The sequence below is a fragment of the Psychrobacter glaciei genome (genome assembly GCF_014652895.1).
Lineage (GTDB): Bacteria > Pseudomonadota > Gammaproteobacteria > Pseudomonadales > Moraxellaceae > Psychrobacter > Psychrobacter glaciei.
The window spans coordinates 122258-143846 of the sequence record NZ_BMZR01000005.1; the positions used below are offsets into that span (position 1 = coordinate 122258).

Below are 21589 nucleotides of genomic sequence, written 5' to 3' on the forward strand. Positions count from 1 at the left end.
GGCTTTGCGTTATAGGTTGTTTAAACATTATTACCAATATTGTGTTATGGGATAAAAAGTAAGTAAGCTAACTATAGGGATAAAATTATGCTTAATATCACTGCGACCAGACAAGCCATCAAGAAGCGCTTTAAACGCAAAAAATCACCAGCAGCGCCGCCAGTAGATTGTGATGTGCTTATCGTCGGTGCAGGGCTTGCCGGTATCGGGATGGCCTGTCAATTGCAACAACGCAAGCCAAAAAAGAAAGTGAGTAAGCAGGCAAAAACGCCACCATTTATCGTATTAGAAAAGCGCTCGGATCTAGGTGGTACTTGGGATTTATTTACGTATCCTGGTATTCGCTCTGACTCTGATGCCTTGACCTTTGGCTATAGTTTTAGACCGTGGTTAGATCATCGAATGCTGGCAGCAGGTGAAGACATTAAGAGTTATATCGCTGATACGGCGCGTGAATTTGGCATTACTGAACATATTCGCTATCAGCATGAAGTGCAGCAGTTGTCGTGGTCAAGCCATGATCAACAGTGGTCAGCCACGATCAAAAATCATGTGAGCGGTGAGGTGTCTACGTTGACCGCAAACTTCGTCGTCGGGGCAACCGGCTATTATGACTATGAGCAGGGTTATCAACCGCATTTTGAAAAGGAAGAAGATTTCCAAGGTCAAATCGTCCATCCGCAGCATTGGAACAACGTTGATTATCATGATAAAAAAGTGGTCATTATTGGTAGCGGTGCCACAGCGATGACGTTGTTGCCTGCGATGGTCAATGAAGACGATGGTCAATGCGTGCAGCACGTTACGATGTTGCAACGTTCGCCGACTTATGTGGCAAGCGTACCTGGCGATGATTATGCGCTTGAGTGGCTATCTGCTAAATTTTCGCCTTTATCAAAACAGCAAGCTTATACGCTATTGCGGGCGCGTAACGTCTTAAGACAGCAAGGCGTTTATCAGTTTGCTGCCCATGCACCGAAAGTGTTAAAAGCGCTATTAACCTATGGCGTGAAAAGAGAGTTAAAAGGTAGTGGTGTCGCTGTTGATCATTTTGTTCCTGCTTACAATCCATGGGATGAGCGACTCTGTGCGGTGCCAGATGGTGACTTATTCAATACCTTGCACAGCAAAAGAGCAGGGGTGGTCACTGACCAAATCAGCCACTTTACTAAAACGGGCATCATGCTTGAGTCGGGTAAACATCTCGATGCTGATATTATTGTCACCGCAACGGGATTGAAGCTGCAAATGCTCGGCGGCGCGTCATTGTATATTGATGGTCAGCCAGTCAAAGTGGGTGCACGTATGACCTACAAAGCAGTCCTAGTTGAGGATGTGCCCAATATGGCCGTGATGTTTGGTTATATCAATGCTTCGTGGACTTTAAAGGTAGACTTAGCTTCTCAGTATATCGTACGGCTACTTGATTATATGCAGACCCATCGTTATCAGGTCGCTGTGCCACAAGCTGAGACCAAGCGTGAAAAGGTACAAGTTCAGTCAGATACGGTGATGGGTGCGCTATCGGCGGGTTATATTAAGCGAGCTCAGGACGAGTTGCCCAAGCAAGGCGATCGCTACCCTTGGCATGTGACGAATAATTATGTCAGCGACCGCATTATGCTCAAACACCGTAAAATAAAAGATGACTGGTTACGTTTTAGCCGTTAGCATTTTGGTGGCTATCAATAAAGTCAGCGACTTGGTTGCTTAGCATTTGCCATAGGGTTTCTTGCGCACTCTTGCTGCCCCACGCATTGTGCGGACTAAATATGACACGTGGATGGTTAGCAAGGGTCAATAAAGGGTCGTCTTTGACAATCGGCTCTTGCTCAAATACATCGCTGGCATAGCCGATGACTTGCTTATTGTTGATGGCATCGGTCAGTGCTTGGCTATCGACAACGCCGCCGCGAGCCACATTGACGATAAGCGGTTGCTTGGTCATTTTTGCCAAGGTGGCTTTATTAATGAGATGTTGGGTTTGCTCGTTTAATGGACAATGCAAGCTCAACACATCAGCGCGGGCAAGCACTTCATCAAACGCGGTATAGTCGTCATTACGTGGTGTCTGTGCTTGATGTTCCGCCCACAATACCGTCATGCCAAAAGCACGAGCAATCTCGGTGACGCGTTTACCAATAGTGCCGACCCCAATAATCCCTAGCGTTTTATCTTCCAAATCTATCAACGGAATATCCAGCAGGCAAAAATTACCGTTTGCCTGCCATGTGCCGTCAGCGACTTTTTGATGATAATAAATACCGGCACGCATAGCTGTCAGCATGAGCATAAAGGTATGCTCAGGCACGCTTTTAACCGCGTAACCTGCGACGTTATATAGCGCGACATTATGCTCAACACAAGCCTCTTGGTCGACGTTATTCATACCGGTCGCTGTCAGCTGGATAAGCTTCAGGTTGGGGAGTTTGCTTATTACGTCAGCGTCAATTTGGACTTTATTGGTGATGATAATATCAGCGTCTTTGCAGCGCGCCAAAATGACCTCATTGTCTTTTGGCGTGTCATCATAAATCACATAATCACTGATGCCTGTCGGTGCTGGCAAGTCGACGCCATCAGAAAACGTACCTTTATCTAAAAAAACCGCTTGCATGGCTATTCCTTATCTCATTGTTATTTTAAATGGGTTTGCATGATTATCGGCTTAATGTAGCATGTTGTTGAATGGTTTTTAATGATGAGTCGTTATCTTATTATTTTATATGACCAACTTATGCTTGGCATTGAAATAATCTTGCATCAATCTGCTCTTGAAAAGTCAACTTAACGCACTCATCTAGCCGCTAACGTTATATAATGGTTCGGCCAAAACGTTGGCTTGATTTATGTGGCTGCTTTGCACTGACGTTTTTTGACGGGTAGCGGCGTGAGTAAGTAACCTTTGCCAGCATTACTAGCCACCATTGCTAACTACCTATTTTCTTATCATCTGAGTACAAAAAGACATCGCCTTATGACTATCTCTATCGCTTCATTGCACAGCACCGAATTCGCCGTTGGTCAACGTTATTTATCTGATACGGAGTCCGAGTTGGGCTTAGGTGTGGTCATCGATGTAGACGACCGATGTGTACATATTTTATTTCCGCAAAGTGAAGAGACGCGCGTCTATGCGAAAAACTCCGCGCCATTATCACGCGTGGTGTTCAAAGTTGGCGATAGCATTTATGACCAAGACGGCAAGTGCTATCTAGTCAATGCGGTTGATGAAGTGATGGGCGTGCTCAAATACGGTGTTGATGAACACGAGCGCGGCATCATGGAAACCCGTCTCGCTGCCAACATCACCTTGGCTAAGCCGCTTGAGCGTCTGCTAGCTGGTCGTATTGAGCGCGGTGATTGGTATGAGCTGCGTCAAGATATCTTGCGTATGCAATCGGCGCTTGCTGGTCATCCACTCAAAGGCATGATGGGCGCACGTGTCGATATCATTGAGCATCAGCTCTATATCGCCCATGAAGTTGGCAAGCGTATCGCACCGCGTGTGTTGCTCGCTGACGAAGTGGGTCTGGGTAAAACCATCGAAGCGGGTTTGATTATTCATCAGCAGTTGTTAACGGGCAAAGCTGAGCGTGTGCTTATCCTAGTGCCAGACAGTCTACAATATCAGTGGATGATTGAGCTGCGTCGTCGCTTTAACTTAAATTTTGCTTTATTTGATTTGGTACGTGCGGCAGCCATTAAAGAACACGATCCTGAACAAAATGTCTTTGCGACTGAGCAATGTATCATTGCTGGTATGGATTTGTTGCTCGACCATCCTGACTTGTATGATCAAGCGATGGATGCAGGGTTTGATTTATTAGTGGTCGATGAGGCGCATCATCTGCATTGGGACGAGGCGCAAGGCGGCAACGATAAATATGACTTGATTGCTGACTTTGCCGAAGAGACGCCAGGGGTTATGCTACTGACAGCGACGCCTGAACAGCTTGGGGCACAAAGTCACTTTGCTCGATTGCGTTTGCTCGATCCAGATCGCTTTGATGATTTGGATGAGTTTATCGATGGTCAAGAAGCTTTTGCTGAAACGGCTGCTGTCGCTGGTGTGTTAATCGAAGATAAGCCTTTGAGCGACAGTCAAATTGCCGCGTTAAGCAGTTTGCTAGACATCAGCATGGATGAGTTGGCAACGATTAATGATGATGAAAAACTGCGTACACATGCGCTCAATGAGCTATTAGATCGTCATGGTACGGGCCGTATTTTATTCCGTAATACTCGTGAGAGTGTTAAAGGGTTTTATGGTCGTAGCAGTCAGCCTTATCCGCTGCCATTGCCTGCCGCATGGATAGACAGCTATCAAACCACTGGCAAATTGCGCGAGCAGCTATGGGGCGAAGAAAATCAACCTGATGGTGGCTGGCTAGAAGACGATCCACGTGTGCCATGGTTGATTGAGATTTTGCGCGGTGAGCTTAAGCACAAAAAAGTATTACTGATTGCCCGTAGTGGCGCGACCGTTGAGAGTTTGGAGGCGGTATTACGTCTGCATGCAGGCATTAAGACGGCTATCTTTACTGAGCAGATGACGCTACTTGAGCGTGACCAAGCAGCGGCATTCTTTGCCGACAGTGAAGGCGCACAGATATTATTGTGCTCGGAGATTGGCTCAGAAGGTCGTAACTTCCAGTTTGCCAGCCAGTTGATACTATGGGATTTACCTGCCAATCCAGATACCTTGGAGCAGCGTATCGGTCGCTTAGATCGTATCGGACAAACACAACAAATTATGCTGCACGTGCCTTATGTACAGGGCACAGCGCAAGAGCGATTGTATCATTGGTATCATGATGCGCTGAATATGTTTAATCAGATTTCACCGACCGCGCAGAGTGTACAAGAGCAGTATATCCAAGAGCTTAAGCCGATGCTTGAAGGCGCGGATACCGATGCTAATCGTACGATTCTGCAAGGTATTATTGAAGAAGCACAACAGACGCGATTGGGGCTAGAGGCGCAGCTACAAGCGGGTCGTGATCGCCTATTAGAATATAACTCGTGCCGTCCCCGTGTTGCTGGTCGTATCGCGGACGCCATGCGTGATTTTGATGGTCATAATCTATTGCCGCAGTTTATCGAGCGCTTTTTTGCCTCAGCCAATATTGATCACAATATCCAGCGCGATGGTTCGTGGGTGATTGCTCCGATTGATAGCACCGAGATTAGTGATTATATCGATGGCCTGCCACTTGGTGATGAAGACGGTATGACCTTGACCTTTGAGCGTGAGCAAGCACTCCAGCGCGAAGATATCGAATTCATCACTCATGAGCATCCATTGATGCGCGCTATCTATGAGCTGGCGAGTACCAGCACCTTTGGTAATACCACGGTTGCGATGCTAAAAAGTTCTGCTGTGCCACAAGGTATGGTACTGCTCGAAGTGAATTTCCGTGTCGAAGCGATTGCGCCGAGATTGCTCAATTTGCCAGCGACGTTGACGACACAAAATATCCGTGTATTTATCAGTGAGCAAGGCAGTGATTTATCCGCCCGTATCAGTGCCGATATGATCATGCCGCATATTGAGCGTCTGGATAAAAACCGTGCCCGCCAAGTGATTAAAGTACGTGGAGATGTGATTGAGCAGCGTTATTATGAAGCCGAAGACATTGCCCGTCAGCAGCTTGCTGAGATTGGTGAGCAGGCGAGCGCCCGCTTTAGCCAACAGTGGTCACGTGAAATCAAACGCCTAAAGCACCTACAAACCATCAATCCTAACGTTCGTCCTGCAGAGATTGAGCGTCTTGAGCAGCTAAAAGCCCAAGGCGAGCAAGCCTTGAGTAATTTATCGCTAGTGCCAGACTCTATCCGCGTGCTAGTGGCAGTAAAACCATAAGTTAAAAGTCTGATATAAAAACGAGGTGTCTAACCGTCTCGTTTTTTTGTTCATTTATCATAATTGATATTAGGGTCTGTTGAACATTCAAATATTAGGACTGCTGATCGCTAAAATCGCATCAAACTAGGCGTAAACCGACGATAATGTCGAGACCTTAGCTAGGTTTACAACAACGTTTGGGATGATTTTAGCATCAGCCCCAAGTATACAAGCAGGGGCAGGGCTATTTTTTGCCAATGCATGGCGAAATTGTCTACCCTAGAACGACTAGGCGTCAAAAATTTCACTGCGTATTGTCTAAAAAATAGCCACTGCCAGTACCACATTTGAATGTTCAACAGACCCTATGTGCTTTAGTCGCTAAGTTAGTGCATTCGACGGATACTGGTGGATACACCGCCATTATCTAGTCAAAGCTCGCAATTTTGGGTAAGATGTTGGCCTTCTTGCCGAATAATGAATGTTTAATCATCGCGATACTTCATCGGTATTTTTTGTTCTAAAATCTCTCTTGTGTATTTTCAGCAAGTGATTTCATATTATTTTACATTCAACCGCAAAGGATCTTGCTCGATATCATATTGATATCGTTGGATGCATGTTTTTAGATGCCCATTTTTAGATGCTTAGCGTTTTTGATAAAAATAAGGAAACATATCGTCATGTCCGATTATTCGCAACTGATTGATGAGCTGCTGACTACGGTGGCGCTTATCGAGGTTACTCCTGATGTCTTTGAGGGTAAAAGCCACGATTATGTCGGCAGTCGTATTTTTGGTGGACAAGTGCTTGCCCAAGCCATCATGGCAGCGGCGCATACACTAGATAAAGACAAACCCTGTCACTCACTGCATGGGTATTTTTTGCGCGGTGGGGACATCACTCAGCCCGTTATTTATCAAGTGCGCCGCCTACGTGACGGTCGTAGTCTGTCTGCGCGTGAAGTGACCGCGATTCAATATAAAGAAGTGCGTGGCAAGCCACCAGTTGAGCAAGTGATATTTTCAATGATTGCTTCATTTTCACCGATGGAAGAGGGCTTGGAGTATCAAGAAGATATGCCAGTTTATCCGCCGCCTGAAGATTTGCTCGCTGAGCAGGATTTAAAAGAAGAATATGTCGGTAAAGTGCCAGACGCGCTCAAAGCCCGTTTTATGCGTCGTCGCCATGTCGAGATTAAGCCAGTCAAACCGCGCGATCCGATTCATCCGGAGCCGATGAAACCTAAACAGGCGAACTGGTTGCGCATTCGTGAACTGGGTAAGCAGCCCATTGCTATTCAGCAAGCACTATTGGCGTTCTCTTCTGATTTTTATCTAGTGGGAACCGGCCTGATGTCGCATGGTGTCAGCTTTATGACTAGTGGCTTACAAGCGGCCAGTATCGATCATTCGATGCATTTTCATCGCAATTTTGATTTGAATAACTGGCTATTGTACGACATGTGGAGTGATACCACGTCTAATGCAAAGGGCTTAAACCATGGGCAGTTCTGGCAAGATGGTAAGCTGGTGGCCACTGTGCAGCAGGAAGGGTTGATGCGCTTGCGAGTGCCAAAGTCTTAGCTTATTCTGTATTTATGAGCATTAAATAAAAAGCGACTCACTATTTATGATGAGTCGCTTTTTTTATGGCATACGAGATGGTTGTTTAATCAGTTGGTTTGAGCATAATTGGTGTGGAGGCATGGATTATATGATTATTCTAAAATCTTAACCATCGCGCGTGGCAATCCAAGCGTTGCCTGCGCATCATTAGCATTTAACCAATGAATATTAATCTCTGCTGCTTGTAAGGCTTCGGTTATTTCGGCAGTTTGCTTAGCGTTTAAAGTAACGGATTGTGGTGTCAAATACCAATGGAAATGGGTCAGCGAATGCTTAATAGGAGCGTCGTCTAATAAAGTTTTACTGACTGCTTTTGCTGCCAATTTATGCTTATCTAACCACTCGTTAATAATTTGCTCAGCAGTGGTAAATTCTGTTTCATAAATTTTTTCATTGCTAGCAACTTTTAATGATTTATCCTCGCTGGCTTCTGATTTTTTAGCAGTCGCCTTACTACCAGCTTTACCGTCAATTTTTTCAACAAACTGCAAAGGCAAACTCCACAGTCCACCCCAAATGCCATTATCAGGGCGTTGTAGCCACAATATATTGCCACCAGAATTTTTAATTAACAGTGCATTGCTAAACTTGCTAGGTTTAGGCTGTTTTTTTGCTTTGACTGGATAATCCGTCTCGCGACCTTGCGCATGGGCTAGGCAGTCTTCCTCTAATGGACACAAAAGACAAGCAGGCTTGCTACGGGTACATAATGTCGCACCCATATCCATCATCGCTTGCGCAAATAATCCTGAGTCATCGACAGGCGTTAAACGTTCCGCTAATGCCCATAGATCTTTGGTCGTGGCTGACTTGGTAATATCGCCGTCAATCGCTGCCCAACGTGTGATTACTCGTTTAACGTTGCCATCGCAGATGACGCCATAATGATGTAATCCCATTGCCATAATCGCGCCAGCAGTCGATGGGCCAACTCCAGAAACAGCTTCCCATCCTGCTAGCGTCTGCGGAAAGTCGCCCGTCTCATCAATGACTTCAACTAATTGCTTCGCGCCTTTATGCAAATTACGCGCGCGTGCATAGTAGCCTAGCCCCGCCCAATGCTCCGCCACGGCATCCCAGTCCGCTGCTGCTAAATCTTGCACTGTTGGAAAGCTGTCCATGAAACGGGCAAAGTAGGGTAGCACTGTCGTTACTTGCGTCTGTTGCAGCATGACTTCAGATAGCCAAACAATATAAGGGTTGGGCGTGTCAGTCTGGTGTTGTTGCCAAGGTAAGTCATGGCGACCATTTTCGGCAAACCAATCGAGTAGGCGCGGGGCAAAGGAGTTTAGAGATGTTGTAGAGTGATTAAAGTTGGTTTCAGAAGGTATAGAGTTGGCAGTTAGCTGGGTCATAGGCTCTTATATTTGGTTTTTTGAAGGTAAACAATTATACCTGATATACGTATTTGCTACGACCCAACCTTGGCATAATACAGTTAAATAATATAATAAAAATAACTACTTAACGATTTCGAAAAGTTGAAGGTTGTTGATTGTATGTTCGATGTATTTATAGATATAGGAGTTATTGTTTTTTCCATTAACTAAATTATTTGTTTCGTTGTGAAATTGATATTTTAATAAAAAATCACTTATTATTTTTACAGCTCTTTCAAACTTTAAATAATCATCAGGTAAGTAAAAACAATTTTCAGGTAAGTACTTACTAAAAATTATTAATATGATGCTTTTAGTTTGAAACTCTTGAGCTCGAGGAGTCCTATCTTGAAAGTACATTTCTGGAGAGTTGATAAATTTCATAAACCTATCTTCATTGATTTCTTTGCTTATTATCTCCTGAAATATTCCTTTATCTATCATATAAACAAACGATAGGAAGACCATTAAAATTTGCTCAACAATCCGTGACTTACTTTGTTCTTTATCTTCAAAAATTATTAGCGTTTCGATACAACGCACAATCTGCTCAATGTTGCGAAGTGATAATTTCCCGACATTAAGGAAAGTTGGAATCTCGTATATAAATTGGTTTTCTTTAAAGTCTTGTGGAATGACTTTGCTAGCTTGTACTGTGGCTTTAAAGTAAGTGACATTATTTTCGACTGATCTACCTTCAATGTCTTTTGTAGAAGTGGGCAAGTTGATCTGATACTTAAAGAATTTATATAGGTAATCATGAGAATTGGTTTCGCTACCATAGCTGTGCTTAATGGTTGCTTTTAATTGCTCCGCATTGGTAATCAAGATAATTTGCACATTATCTACATCGAACACATGCTTGATGGTTTCTAACATCATTACTGCAAAGTCTGGACGACAACGATCGAGCTCATCAATAAGTAAAATGATAGGGTTTGTGGAAGCAATATCAGATAGAGCATCACGCAATGTCGATAAATTCTTTTCCGCTTCTACTTGGTCTTTAATCATAGACTCAAGTGATTGGTCGATAAGAGATTTTGACCCATCCTTTATTTCTTCCATTCCATCTGCTAGTGCGTCAGGAATATCTACCGCATATCTACCGAATGCAAATCCTAATCCTGCTTTGAGACCTATACCAGAAATAAGCCTTAGGTAAGGAACTGCATTTTTTATAAAATTCTTGCGCTTGTCATCTTTTTCATCGTAGAAACTAGCCACCTCAGCTATAAGTGTTAAAAGCGGCTCATTAGCATGATCAGCTTGAAAGGCGTTCACGTAGCCAACTTTATAGTTATTGGGATTATCTGCTTCAATGAGGTTTTTGAGTTTGAAGCAAAATTCAGTTTTACCTGTACCCCATTTACCGTCGATGATAAGTGGTGAGACATCAATATCTGAATCTAATAACTTAATGATTTTTTCAGCGATAGGCTTACGTGTGAACTCATCTCTACTAGAAAAAGTTAACTCTTTCATTACGCTGTAATCTGTCATTAAGCACTCTCTATATTTATAATTTTGATATACGATACTTATGTTATACAGATAATACAGACATAAAAAAAGCCCATAAGGGCTTTTATATAGGCAATAGTTTTTTGAGTAATGAGCCTTGAACCAAACCTACTTCCGATTCTTCCGTGTTTTCAAACGACGCAAACGCTTCTCTTCTTCTTTAGCAATTCTTTTCGCTTCTGTAGCGAGTCTTTGTTCAGCGACCACGAGTTCTTCAGCCTCGGTCATTGCTGGCGTTTCTAGCGTAATGCGCCCAATTTTAGCGCTACGTAACTCATTCACGAGAATCTCAGACATGCGGTACGTATCGACTTGATTGCCCGAACGTACACAGCCGCGATTACGTCCCGCCACTTCAAAAAACTCCCAATCTGTCTTAGGTAATTCTTCAATTTTATAGCGAGTTTTTAGCAGTTCAGGATAGGCATGCATCAAGTACTCAGCGGTGTAACTGGCCACATCAGCGAAGTCAAAAGCCGTATCACGAATACCACCAGTCGCTGCCAAACGATAGCCAGAGTGTTCGTTTTCGACTTTTGGCCATAGCATTCCGGGGGTATCATAGAGCATGATGTCATCGTCAAGCTTAATCAGCTGCTGCGACTTGGTCACGGCTGGCTCATCGCCTGTCTTTGCCACCGCGCGTCCTGCTAGCGTATTAATTAGCGTTGATTTGCCAACGTTTGGAATGCCCATAATCATGGCTTTAATCTGACGACCCGTGCCGACTTTATTGGGCACGAGTTGTTTACAGATGGCGATGATGCGTTTTACATCATTGGCTTTCTCGGTATCGCAAGCAATGGCTTTGACACCGCTTTGCTGCTCAAGATATTCCATCCACGCTTGGGTCAATTCTGGATCAGCAAGATCGGCTTTGTTCAGGATTTTGATGACAGGTTTTTCGCCGCGCAATGCCGCAACCATTGGGTTTTCACTACTATAAGGGATACGCGCATCAATGACCTCAATGACCAAATCCATCTGCGGCATGATTTCTTTGATTTCGTTACGGGCTTTGTTCATATGCCCAGGGAACCACTGAATACTTACTCTCTTATCCATCTGCTTTCATAACCTTTTATAAAAAATGCTAAAAGTAAAACAATCAACGTTTACTTTCTAATGGTGTCCAGTTTACTACAGAACCACATTGCTCACGGCACAATTTCACTTAACCAGATTTGTCATTACGCCTAATTTTGGTTTTCTGTTTCCTCGTGCGCGGGTGGTAATGGGGCAAGATAACCAATTAACAGTATCAAGCTGCCTGCACCAAGGAAGGATATCACTCGCCAAATCGCCTCAGTTTGTGACAAATCGACTAATACCAATTTAAGCACAACGATACCCAACAGCCCGATGCCCATAAACCAAAGCGCGCGCTGCCAGTAGCGACTGGCGATGATGGTGGCGACTAATGCCAAGAGCGTCCATAAAATGGTTAGCCCCGTCTGTACTTGCTCACTTTGCCACGCGCCGCCCTGAGCACTGTTCCATAGCGGTGTAGCGATAAAGGCGTGTAGCGTCCTGACCAACATGCTAGATATCAACCAAAAACTGATAAGCCCCAACACAGTTAGTAAAGTATTAGTGGTGAATATACGCTTGGATTTGACGTCGGTATTTGATGCAATGCGCCCCTCGTCGCGGCGATGTTGGCTCATGTAATATAGACTGCAACCAACGAATAGCGCGAGCCATGAGGTAATGTCGTATAAATTTAGCAGTGGGAAGTAGGGCAGTTCCCAGATCACGCCATCATAAGACCAGTTGGTAATGACGACCCAAAATAAGGCGATAGATGCGAATATAGCAGCGCATTGGAATAGCGCTTGTTGCCAATCAAACCAGTACAGAAAACCTTGATTTAACACCTCACGCGTTCGCGTATTTTGCTGACGATAACCGGAATCACGATAGCTGAACCATAACCCAGCCAATATCAAAATGGCTGGAATCAAGATAGCCATCACCCCAGCTGAATCTGCGAGTCCATAGTGAGCTGCGGCAGCGATGACTAAAATGCCAGCGCCCAACCAGCTCGCGCCATCGTAGCGTGACAACTCTGAATGCTCGTACCACGTCTTTAACCACAACTGTCCGATGACCAACCCGCCAATGATTAGGATAGTAAATAACAACCAATCTGCTGTCTGCCATGCTGAATGAAATTCGAATTTTTGCGGTAGCTGTAGGACAAGCATTAGATAAAACACCACTAATAAGCCGTGACTAAACTGTCTGATCTCTGCCCACAAGCGATAACGATTGATGACCCAGTAAGTACTCAAGCTGATCAGTGCCGCGAAGGCAATCATTGTCGTCGTTGCTAATGTCCAACTGGTAAACCATTGATTAAAATCGAGCAGCAATACTTGTAGTAGCCAAGCCATAGCAGTAAAAGTTAAAAATCGTATTAATAGAGGACTGCGCCACACGAGGTTGAAGACTTTGCTTTGGCTATTGATTGAGGTCAGCCATTGCTGCGCGGCTTGGGTGCTAATACCCAGTGCGTTGGCGTAGGTTACTATTGAATCTGAGGTGGTGGTTTGCTCTTGAGAATGTGTTGAGGAATTATCTAAGCCACCGTTTAAGTCGTCGTTCAAACTATTATTTAGGATAGCCGGCGAGTTGCTAGCGCGTAAAATAAATACAGTGGTTAGATAAGCCATAGCCGAAATGGTTAAGGCCAATGTTTGATAGTCTTGAACGGCGAAGACCACCTTTATCATCAACATGCCTATACTGATTAGCTGCAATAGTAAACCAAATAGCACTGACCAAGCGCGTAGCGAGCGCCGTCCGAACCACACCAGTGCCAATCCTTGTACTGACCAGCCAAAAGCAATCCATTCGGCATCTAATGCCAGCGGAATCACCAATGCCAAAAAGCCAAACCCTAATGCCAACATGCCCTCGGTAATTAAAGCATAACGCTGACTGCGCTGGACAAACACCCAGCCAAGTCCCAAATAAATGACTGCTAAAACTGCACTAGTAATGGTTAAAGCGTTAGGGATGTCATCTAATAAGGCAGCAAATAAGCCAAATGCCAGTATAGGTACTGAACACAGTAAGCCCGTATCAATGGGAAATACATAGCTGTTATTTTCTAAATGGATTTTGCCCACGTTATCTGCATTGTTTGCGTTATCTATATGAGAAGAATTTTTTTCATTGAGAATGTTATAGGTGATGATTTGCTGTGCGTAGCGAATGACGACAAACAAGTAAAGCAGTAAATGTAAGGTAACCAATACCATCAATGACCAACGCTGCGTTTCAACGACAGCGCTCAAATCCCCACTCATGCCCCAATAGTAAGCCAGCCCAAATGTCACGACCACACCGAATAGGTTGAGTATCTTCCAAGGGCGGTAATGCGCGATAATCGCAATCGCCACGTTCAAAAGTAAATAATAGCTGAACAATGTCACTAAGCTGCCGGTATCGTTACCAGTCAAAATAGGCGCAAAAAAACCGCCCGATAAGGCCAACAACGCTAAAGGAAAAGCATTTTGGCGTACGGCGAGGGCAATAGTAATGGCGGATAGCAATCCGAGTCCAATAAAGCTCGGTAAACTTGGGATAATTTGATAGACACTATAAGCAAAAAAGGTACTCAGATAAGCAATGGCTAAGCCTGCACCTTGTAAAGTAATCCCATACGAGAAACGTTTTGCCGTTAGTTTTAATCCAAGCGCTGCCAATCCAAGTCCTGCGATGCCGATAGTCATGAGCTTTGCAGTAATCGAAATCTCTATATACTCGCTCAGCAAGCGTAGCAGTAGCACCACACCTACTAGTAATACTAATACGCCAACGCGCACGACTAAATTACCACCGAAGAACCAGTTTTTGATTGAATGAATCAATGAAGTAACGATAGGTAATGAGCGTTCATCAGGCTCTATCGGTGCGCTTGGTTTCGCTGCCAGTGTGTTGTTTTTTGTGGTGATTGAGGCGTGATTATTTATAGGTTTATCATCAGAGACGTTTGAGGTTGCCTGTGTGATGAGACTTGCAGTAGCCATGGGAAGTGGGGGCGGCGATGGAGATGACAGAGGTGACGCACTATCGGTAGACAAATTTTGTGAAGCAAAACTTGTATCCTTAGACATGCTGTCTTCAGTAGAAGTCTCGTGCGCATAAACGCTTTCATCAGCCGAACGAGTCAGTGAAGATGCCATACTATGGTCTTTTTGCTGCTCAAGCTCCGCTTGCAGCTTTATCACATCACGGCGCAAATGCTCGATTTTTCGAGTTATTCTAGTATATAACGCGACAACCACAATCAATAAAATGGTAAAAGCCAGCCACCCCAATTGGGTCACTAATAGATATAACATCCTCGTCACTCAATCCAGCTTATAGTAAAGTGATAATGACCTGATTTGCTCAGAAGTACAAGACTGGTCTGATTACTCATCTAAGAGACAGTGGAGAAAACGAGACTCAAAATAAAAGGGCAGCTTAATAGTTAAGCTGCCCTTTTTGATGATCTTTATACCAAAATATTCTTTATGCTAAATTGGCTTTCATAAACTCAAGCATGTTTTCCCAGCTTTGCTTGGCAGCGGCTTCATTATAGCCAAGATCTACCTCATTTTTAGCGGCACGCTCATCGGCATGTGGGTTGGTAAATCCGTGCTTAGCATTGTCATAAACGTCGATAGTGTAGTCAACGTCTGCTGCATCTAGCTCTGATTTTAGACCTTCGATTGCCTCCATGGATACCATCGAGTCATCACGACCATGAGCGACTAATACTTTGGCTTTGAAGTTTTTGTCTGCTGGCTGTTTTGCTGATGGGTTGCCATGGAAAGTCGCAACTGCTTTTAATGGCATACCGTCACGCGCCATATCGAGAACAACTTTACCACCGAAGCAGTAACCGATTGCCGCTAAATTATCGCCATCGACTGCCAGTTGATCACTGAAATCATTGAGGATCAAGCGGCAGCGCGCCATTAGCATATCTTGATCTTCTAATACTTGTTCCATCCACATGTTAGCTTGGGCTGCATCTGTGGTTAGTTTGCCTTCGCCATAGATATCCATAGCGACTGCTGCATAACCTGCTGCTGCCAAGCGTTCGACCACTGATTTTGGATGTTCGACCACGCCCCACCATTCTGGTGCCACTAAAATACCTGGCACTGCCGTATCGTCTGATGCATTTTCTGGTAGCGCCACATAGCTGATAAGCTCAATACCATTTTCGGTTGTACTGATTAATTCGAAAGTCTTAATTGACATATTATTGTCCTTTTTTATGTTGTAAGTTTTATTTATTCGTCATTGTGAGGGTTCGTTTTTCTGACTTGTACTACCTTAACGCCCATATCCAGTAAAAACAGCTATAATACTGTAACGCTCTTTATCAAAATGTCTCTTTATAAAAAATCGACTACAATGCTATGACTATTAACTTGTTAAATCAATCTGCTGCCAATTTGAACGCTGATGCTGTTCAGCCGCTGAAATCAGACCCAATCGTGAGCTTGTTTCCTGACAGCGAATCAAATGAAACGTCTGAGACATTGCGCCCACAGTTTTGGGAACGCTTTAGCTTAGATAAATTAAACCATAGCGAATGGGAAGCGTTGTGCGATGGCTGCGGCAGTTGCTGTTTGATTAAGTATATCGATGAAGATGAGAATGGCGATGTGGACGAGGAGCTAGTCGAATATACCGATGTCACTTGTCAGCTGATGGACTGTGCGACGGGATACTGTGGTCACTATGCAACACGTCAAGAGCACGTGCCAGATTGTATTCAATTGACCATGGACAACTTACCGCAGATGATGTGGCTACCATCGCACTGCGCTTACAAGCGCTTGTATAAAGGACAAAACCTACCGAGTTGGCATCTGTTACTGACCCAAAATGCGGTAGAGACCCAGCAGAAAATGCGCGCTGTCAATGTGGGCGTGGCAGGTCGCTGCGTCTCTGAAATTGGTATGTCTGATGAAGAGATGGAGACGCGGGTGGTGAATTGGGTCAAGCCTTAATCTATGATTAGTTAGATGCTTGAGCCGCAGATTGGGCTTGTGCCTCAGCGCTTGCTTGCGAATCAGCCAAGGGCGGAATGGGAATGCCTTGACGAATTTGCGTAGAAAATTCGCGACTGTTAATACCTGATTCTAGATTAGATTGATTGTCAAACCCACGAACTTTTGGATTAATATGGGTGCGCTCGTACCAAGTGTCCATCGACCAGTTTTGCTCGCCATGCTGTTGTTCATTTAATTGGGAGTTGGTATCGAGCATGCCGACGTCATAGAGATAGTTTGGTAGCCAGCCTGAGACCCAAATTCGGTAATCCCACGGCAGACGGTCGCCGCTGACCAGACGCGCCATATAAAAGATAATATTGGTACAGTTACTGGTCAAGGTGTTATACCACGCAGGCTTAGCATTTAGCTCATCGGCAGCGGTTAGATAAGACTCAAATAATGACTTGACCTCGCGTTGCTGCAAATGGCTAACCGGCAATAGATAAACTTGCTCACCGCGTTTATTCGTCCGCGTATAGATAATATCGCGCTCTTCTGCGGCAATCAGGCTCAGCTCATAACGTCTAAAAAATCCTGCGAGCGCCGAAAAAGACTCGCCTTGTTCTTTGCGAATCTCAAACGAGAAAGCGAGCGGTCTATCATCTTCAAAACGAAAGCTCACCAAAGTATGGGCAATCAGTGGCCCCATCCAATAAGAGTTCGCCACATCGACGCCAGACAATTTTGACATATCAATCGTCCGTGTCTCCCAGCGTGCCGTCGCGTCGTCTTCGGTATGCCAATCAAAGTTGCGGACATTGGTGAGCGTAATCAAATCGGGATTGTTTGGATCACGCTCATAAGTGATTTTTTGGCTGACTTCTGGCATCCACTCGCGTTGTTGCTGGGGTTCGATCGATATAAACCAACCAACACCTAAGCACCAAATCGCCGCGTATAGTCCGATTAGCCATTTGACCTTTGTTTGCTGAGTCGTGGTTTTTTTGCCGCTAGCTTGTCTGTCCGCCGTTATATTCTGAGGTGCTTGCTTAGCATCAATTGTCCAATGACGCATAAAAAACAAAGCGCTAAGCACGCCAATAATGATGATAGTTGCCAGCCACGTTATAGCTGAGTGCGCGCCAAACTGATACCAAATCGCTAGTAGTAGCCAGACTGCTGATAGCAACAGTGTGACGGCGATAAAAAACCGCACAAGACGATGTCGCCACTTATGTTTTGGCTGCTTACTGTCTGATGATGCCTTCTCTAAGTCATGATTTGCAAGACGACTGTTTGCCGCAGAGCTATGCGAACCAATCGAGAGTAAGCGAGAAAAAAAGGAACGTAGCGACATAGGATTTTTTTTGATGAGTAAAGGCTTTGACCATAGCAAAGTTTATAACACACTGACAGTACAATTTGAGTGAATTTGTCGTTGAATGTCTTTGAGCCTTGCGATAAAGTGAAGCTAATTTAAACTGGTCTATGTATTTATTAGTCATAAACGACTGGTTTTATTTAGTACTTTAATCCCCATCTACATTTTTACGATATTAATGTTTTTACGATATTAATTACCATTAACTAAAGAGGTTAAATCACACCACCATGTCTGACGACACTCCCAGCCCGAGTAGTTGGTCGATGCGCGGCTTAAAACGCTGGCTATCGACCGCCCCCGAAACCCGTGATGAACTGATTCGTTTGGTACAGGATTCGCGCCAGTTCTTAGAGCCTGATACTGTGGACATGCTAGAGGGCGTGCTCGATCTGCCTGCGACACAAGTGCGCGAGATCATGACGCCGCGCCCGCAAGTGATTGGTATCCACGAGAGCACCAGCCTTGCTGAAGTGATGGATATCATCCTTGAAACCACCCATTCGCGCTATCCCGTCTTTGACAGTCAAGATGATGATGCGGTCATTGGTATCTTATTGGCCAAGGATTTGATTCCTATTCTCGTCCATATGGTGCGTGACCAAGAAGATAAAATCGATAGCAAACGTCTAAAAGATTTGGTACGTCAGCCGCTTTATATTAGTGAGACTGCACGTTCTGATACCTTGTTGCGCTCACTACAGCGTACCCAAGTACATATGGCGATTGTGGTCGATGAATTTGGCAACTTCGGCGGTGTGGTCACCATGGAAGATTTGCTCGAGGAAATCGTCGGTGATATCGTCGATGAGCATGATGACTTCGATGAAGACAGTGATATAAATAATATCATCGCTGATCCCGACAAACCAAATACTTGGCGTGTGCAAGCATCGACGGTCATTGAAGACTGTAATGATGAGCTTGGCAGTCGTTTTGATGATACCGATGTCGATACCATGGGCGGTCTGGTCATGCAGGCGCTGGGTTATGTAGGCGACCTAGAAGGTGAGAGCGTAATGATAGACGACTGGCAAATCACCATTACTGATGTCGAAGGACGTTTTATTCAAAACCTAGAACTGACCAAAACGAATCCTGAGCAGCACCTATTGATAGGCAGTCATTAATGTATTTTTGACGTTATTGTCATACATGCCATTCATAAGTTTGATAACGCACTGATAATTTCTATAAAAACACGATTGCGATCGTGTTTTTTGCTGTCTGTCATTCACTTTCAATAGCCACTTTCAATAGCCACTTTTAGCAGTCACTTTTTTTACTACGCAAATTTACCCATTGATTGACGCAGACTGGTATCATGGGCGGGTTTGATTTTTAGACGCTGTATTTATACCAATCTTATATAGTCAGTGAAAAGTAATATCGATACATCACGCACTGCTGATATCAATTTTTCTTGCTTACTGTGCCTGTGCAGGCAGAGGCTACAAAAAATTGATATCAGCAGTATCGTCGCGTTTTTGGGGTATTTTGACTATATTTATAAGACGATGGTATTTATAAGACAATACTATTGAAAAGATAGGGCGTTTATAACAATTGAGCCAGCTTTAGGTTAAATATCGACTGAATACTAAACATGTAACATTTTAGATAATATGGTTTTGGATAACTGCTATGCGTCTGTCTACTGTTGATTTGCAAAAACGTCTGAACCCCGAAAAACCGAAGGGTTTGCCTATGGGGCTGGCTATATTGATTGCTTGGTTGGCAGGGGCAATCTTTATCTTTGCGCTTGCGCCTTATGGTATTTGGCCAGTAGCACTGGTATCGCCCGCTATTTTATACGCGCTATTGATGCCTGAGATGACAGGTCGCCGCGCCTTTATTATTGGTCAAGCGTACGGTACGGGATTGTGGTGTGTGGGTGCGTTTTGGCTGTATACCTCTATCCATGTCTATGGTGCGACGCCCGCATGGCTGGCGCTGATTATGATTGCGTTGATGGGTCTGGGCATGGGCTTGTTCCACGGACTTTTGGCGTTGGTTTTTAATCGCATGGTCGGTAAGCAGCCCTTGGCTTTTGCGGCACTTTGGGTGTTGCAAGAGTGGATGAAAACGTGGTTATTTACCGGTTTTCCATGGCTGTTCGTCGGCTATGCCTTTACCGAGCAGGATTGGCTGTCGTCATTAGCACCTGTCGCTGGCGTATTTGCTGTCTCTTTCGTCGCCATCCTGTTGGCTGCAAGTACCGTTGAACTCTTGCGTCGCCGTGGTGGTTATATGGTTGTGACTGCCGCATTACTTGTGGTGAGCGTCTCATTGTGGCTGATTAATCCGCAATGGACGAAACCAAAGGGCACGCCTGATTTATCGGTATCGCTGATCCAAGGCAATATTCCGCAAGACCTAAAATGGCTGACCGAATATCAAGTAGAAACCTTAAAAATCTATGCAACCTTGACGCGTACCGAGTGGGGGCGTGACATTGTTTTATGGCCTGAGTCCTCGATTCCAATGTTTCAGACCGAAGCCGTTGGCTTTATCAACGAAATGGTCAAAATGGCCAAAGAGACTGATACCACATGGGTCACAGGAATCCCTTATAAGGATGAAGCGGCGTTTGATGCCAGTACAGATAAATATCCACCCTTTTATAATAGCGTGGTTGCATTGGGTGCACAGGCAGAAGGATTGTATAAAAAGCAACGTCTCGTGCCATTCGGTGAATATATTCCATTTGAAGGCCTGCTCGATATCCTGCCTAACTTAGCTGGTAGCCAAGACATCATGAGCTATAGCCGTGGTAGTGATCAGCAGTCACCATTACGTGTACGTGGGCATAATTTGGGTGCAGCCATCTGCTATGAAGTTGCCTATCCTGATACCACCCGTAAAAACGCGATTGGGACTGACTTTTTATTGACTATCTCAAACGATGCATGGTTTGGCACGTCGGCAGGTCCACTGCAACATCTACAAATGGTACAAATGCGCGCGCTTGAAAACGGTCGCTGGTTTATGCGGGCGACCAACACTGGCGTGACGGCTATTATCGATCATAAAGGTCGTATCGTCGAGCGTGCACCGCAGTTTGAACGTACCGTATTACGCGGTGATGTTCAGGCACGGGTAGGTAACACACCCTTTATGCGCTTTGGTAATTATCCGATTTTGCTCATTATTGCGCTCTTGTTATTATTGAGCTATCTTGGCAAGCGTGAGACTCCTCGAGGCCGTTCGGTCAGCTAATTAATTAGAATGATACATGCTAAGTTTCGCAATTTTTCGATAATAAACCCTTTAAATAGTTAAGGGTTTTAACAAATGGGCATAAATTGCGATATAATAGCCAAATATTTCAAATATTCTGTGCAAGGTGGATAAGGTATGTCAGAAGATATCGTCAACAACAATCCAAAAAAAGAGCTGTTGTATGCTTTAGGCGGCGTTGGCTTATTTTTAGCGATTGTATTACTCATTGGTGTCTCAGCATTCTTGCGTCCAGCAGGAGAGCATATTACGGCTGACACGACAGAAAGCTCAGCCGCTGCTAATGAAGCAGAAACTGTGGCTGCTGAAGATGCCGCGCCAGCTAAGGCAGACGCCGCAACCGCAGAAGAAGCGACCGCACCTGCTGCTGCAGATACAACCGTAACACCAGCGACAGATGCGGATAGTGCGGTCGTCACTGCGGAAGCAGGTACAGCGACCGCCTCTGGCACAGTAAGTCAAGCGGCAGTTGCTGATGCTGATTTGACAGCTGAACAAGCAGATGGTGATCTAGATGCGGGCAATGCCGCTGATAATACGACAGCAGTACAGTAGTCTGTAATATGGTCGTTTAAATAGCCAAA

At 44.7% G+C, this 21589-nt stretch carries 14 protein-coding genes; 7 read left to right on the top strand and 7 right to left on the bottom strand.

All coding sequences use genetic code 11. From position 1 onward, the window contains the following. The first annotated feature begins 87 nt into the window (after positions 1-87). On the top strand, positions 88-1671 hold the full coding sequence (locus IE130_RS11560; protein WP_189586082.1) for a flavin-containing monooxygenase: 1584 nt from the start codon (positions 88-90) through the stop codon (positions 1669-1671). Here IE130_RS11560 and IE130_RS11565 read toward each other — a convergent pair. After that, complete coding sequence (locus IE130_RS11565; protein ID WP_189586085.1) at positions 1661-2617, bottom strand: D-2-hydroxyacid dehydrogenase; 957 nt, start codon at positions 2615-2617, stop codon at positions 1661-1663. The genes IE130_RS11560 and IE130_RS11565 overlap by 11 nt on opposite strands. Before the next feature lie 360 nt (positions 2618-2977). Here IE130_RS11565 and rapA point away from each other — a divergent pair, with 360 nt between their 5' ends. Both rapA and IE130_RS11575 read left to right on the top strand, forming a co-directional pair. Then, complete coding sequence (rapA, locus tag IE130_RS11570) at positions 2978-5866, top strand: RNA polymerase-associated protein RapA (RefSeq protein WP_189586088.1); 2889 nt, start codon at positions 2978-2980, stop codon at positions 5864-5866. Between the two features lie 665 nt (positions 5867-6531). Further along, entirely contained in the window at positions 6532-7434 is a 903-nt protein-coding gene (locus tag IE130_RS11575; RefSeq protein WP_010197837.1) for an acyl-CoA thioesterase, read from the top strand. Positions 7435-7568: 134 nt separating this feature from the next. Here the strand turns inward: IE130_RS11575 and mutY are convergent, their stop codons facing one another. From mutY to IE130_RS11600, 5 genes are all read right to left on the bottom strand, one after another. Continuing rightward, positions 7569-8831, bottom strand: a complete 1263-nt coding sequence (mutY, locus tag IE130_RS11580; protein WP_189586091.1) for an A/G-specific adenine glycosylase — start codon at positions 8829-8831, stop codon at positions 7569-7571. 105 nt (positions 8832-8936) lie between these two features. Next, positions 8937-10358, bottom strand: a complete 1422-nt coding sequence (locus IE130_RS11585) for a KAP family P-loop NTPase fold protein (RefSeq protein ID WP_189586095.1) — start codon at positions 10356-10358, stop codon at positions 8937-8939. Between the two features lie 129 nt (positions 10359-10487). Next, positions 10488-11444, bottom strand: a complete 957-nt coding sequence (gene ylqF, locus IE130_RS11590; protein ID WP_189586099.1) for a ribosome biogenesis GTPase YlqF — start codon at positions 11442-11444, stop codon at positions 10488-10490. 131 nt (positions 11445-11575) lie between these two features. Continuing rightward, complete coding sequence (locus IE130_RS11595; RefSeq protein ID WP_189586102.1) at positions 11576-14731, bottom strand: DUF2339 domain-containing protein; 3156 nt, start codon at positions 14729-14731, stop codon at positions 11576-11578. A 172-nt stretch (positions 14732-14903) separates the two neighbouring features. Next, positions 14904-15641 (bottom strand): dienelactone hydrolase family protein, encoded by a 738-nt coding sequence (locus tag IE130_RS11600; RefSeq protein ID WP_189586106.1) that lies wholly within the window; start codon positions 15639-15641, stop codon positions 14904-14906. A 161-nt stretch (positions 15642-15802) separates the two neighbouring features. On the opposite strand from IE130_RS11600, the gene IE130_RS11605 reads away from it, so the two are divergent. Further along, the gene (locus tag IE130_RS11605; RefSeq protein ID WP_189586109.1) at positions 15803-16399 is read left to right on the top strand and encodes a YcgN family cysteine cluster protein; all 597 of its coding nucleotides are present in this window, start codon (positions 15803-15805) and stop codon (positions 16397-16399) included. Between the two features lie 7 nt (positions 16400-16406). On the opposite strand, the gene IE130_RS11610 is transcribed toward IE130_RS11605, so the two are convergent. Continuing rightward, complete coding sequence (locus IE130_RS11610) at positions 16407-17741, bottom strand: Lnb N-terminal periplasmic domain-containing protein (RefSeq protein ID WP_189586112.1); 1335 nt, start codon at positions 17739-17741, stop codon at positions 16407-16409. Between the two features lie 254 nt (positions 17742-17995). Between IE130_RS11610 and IE130_RS11615 the strand changes: the two genes are divergently transcribed. The 3 genes from IE130_RS11615 to IE130_RS11625 all read left to right on the top strand — a co-directional run bounded on the left by IE130_RS11615 (position 17996) and on the right by IE130_RS11625 (position 21560). Then, on the top strand, positions 17996-18895 hold the full coding sequence (locus tag IE130_RS11615) for a CBS domain-containing protein (RefSeq protein ID WP_189586115.1): 900 nt from the start codon (positions 17996-17998) through the stop codon (positions 18893-18895). A 514-nt stretch (positions 18896-19409) separates the two neighbouring features. Then, the gene (lnt, locus tag IE130_RS11620) at positions 19410-20984 is read left to right on the top strand and encodes an apolipoprotein N-acyltransferase (RefSeq protein WP_189586118.1); all 1575 of its coding nucleotides are present in this window, start codon (positions 19410-19412) and stop codon (positions 20982-20984) included. 138 nt (positions 20985-21122) lie between these two features. Then, positions 21123-21560 carry a hypothetical protein gene (locus tag IE130_RS11625; RefSeq protein ID WP_189586121.1) on the top strand — a complete coding sequence of 146 codons (438 nt, stop codon included), beginning with the start codon at positions 21123-21125 and terminating at the stop codon, positions 21558-21560. Positions 21561-21589 lie beyond the last annotated feature (29 nt).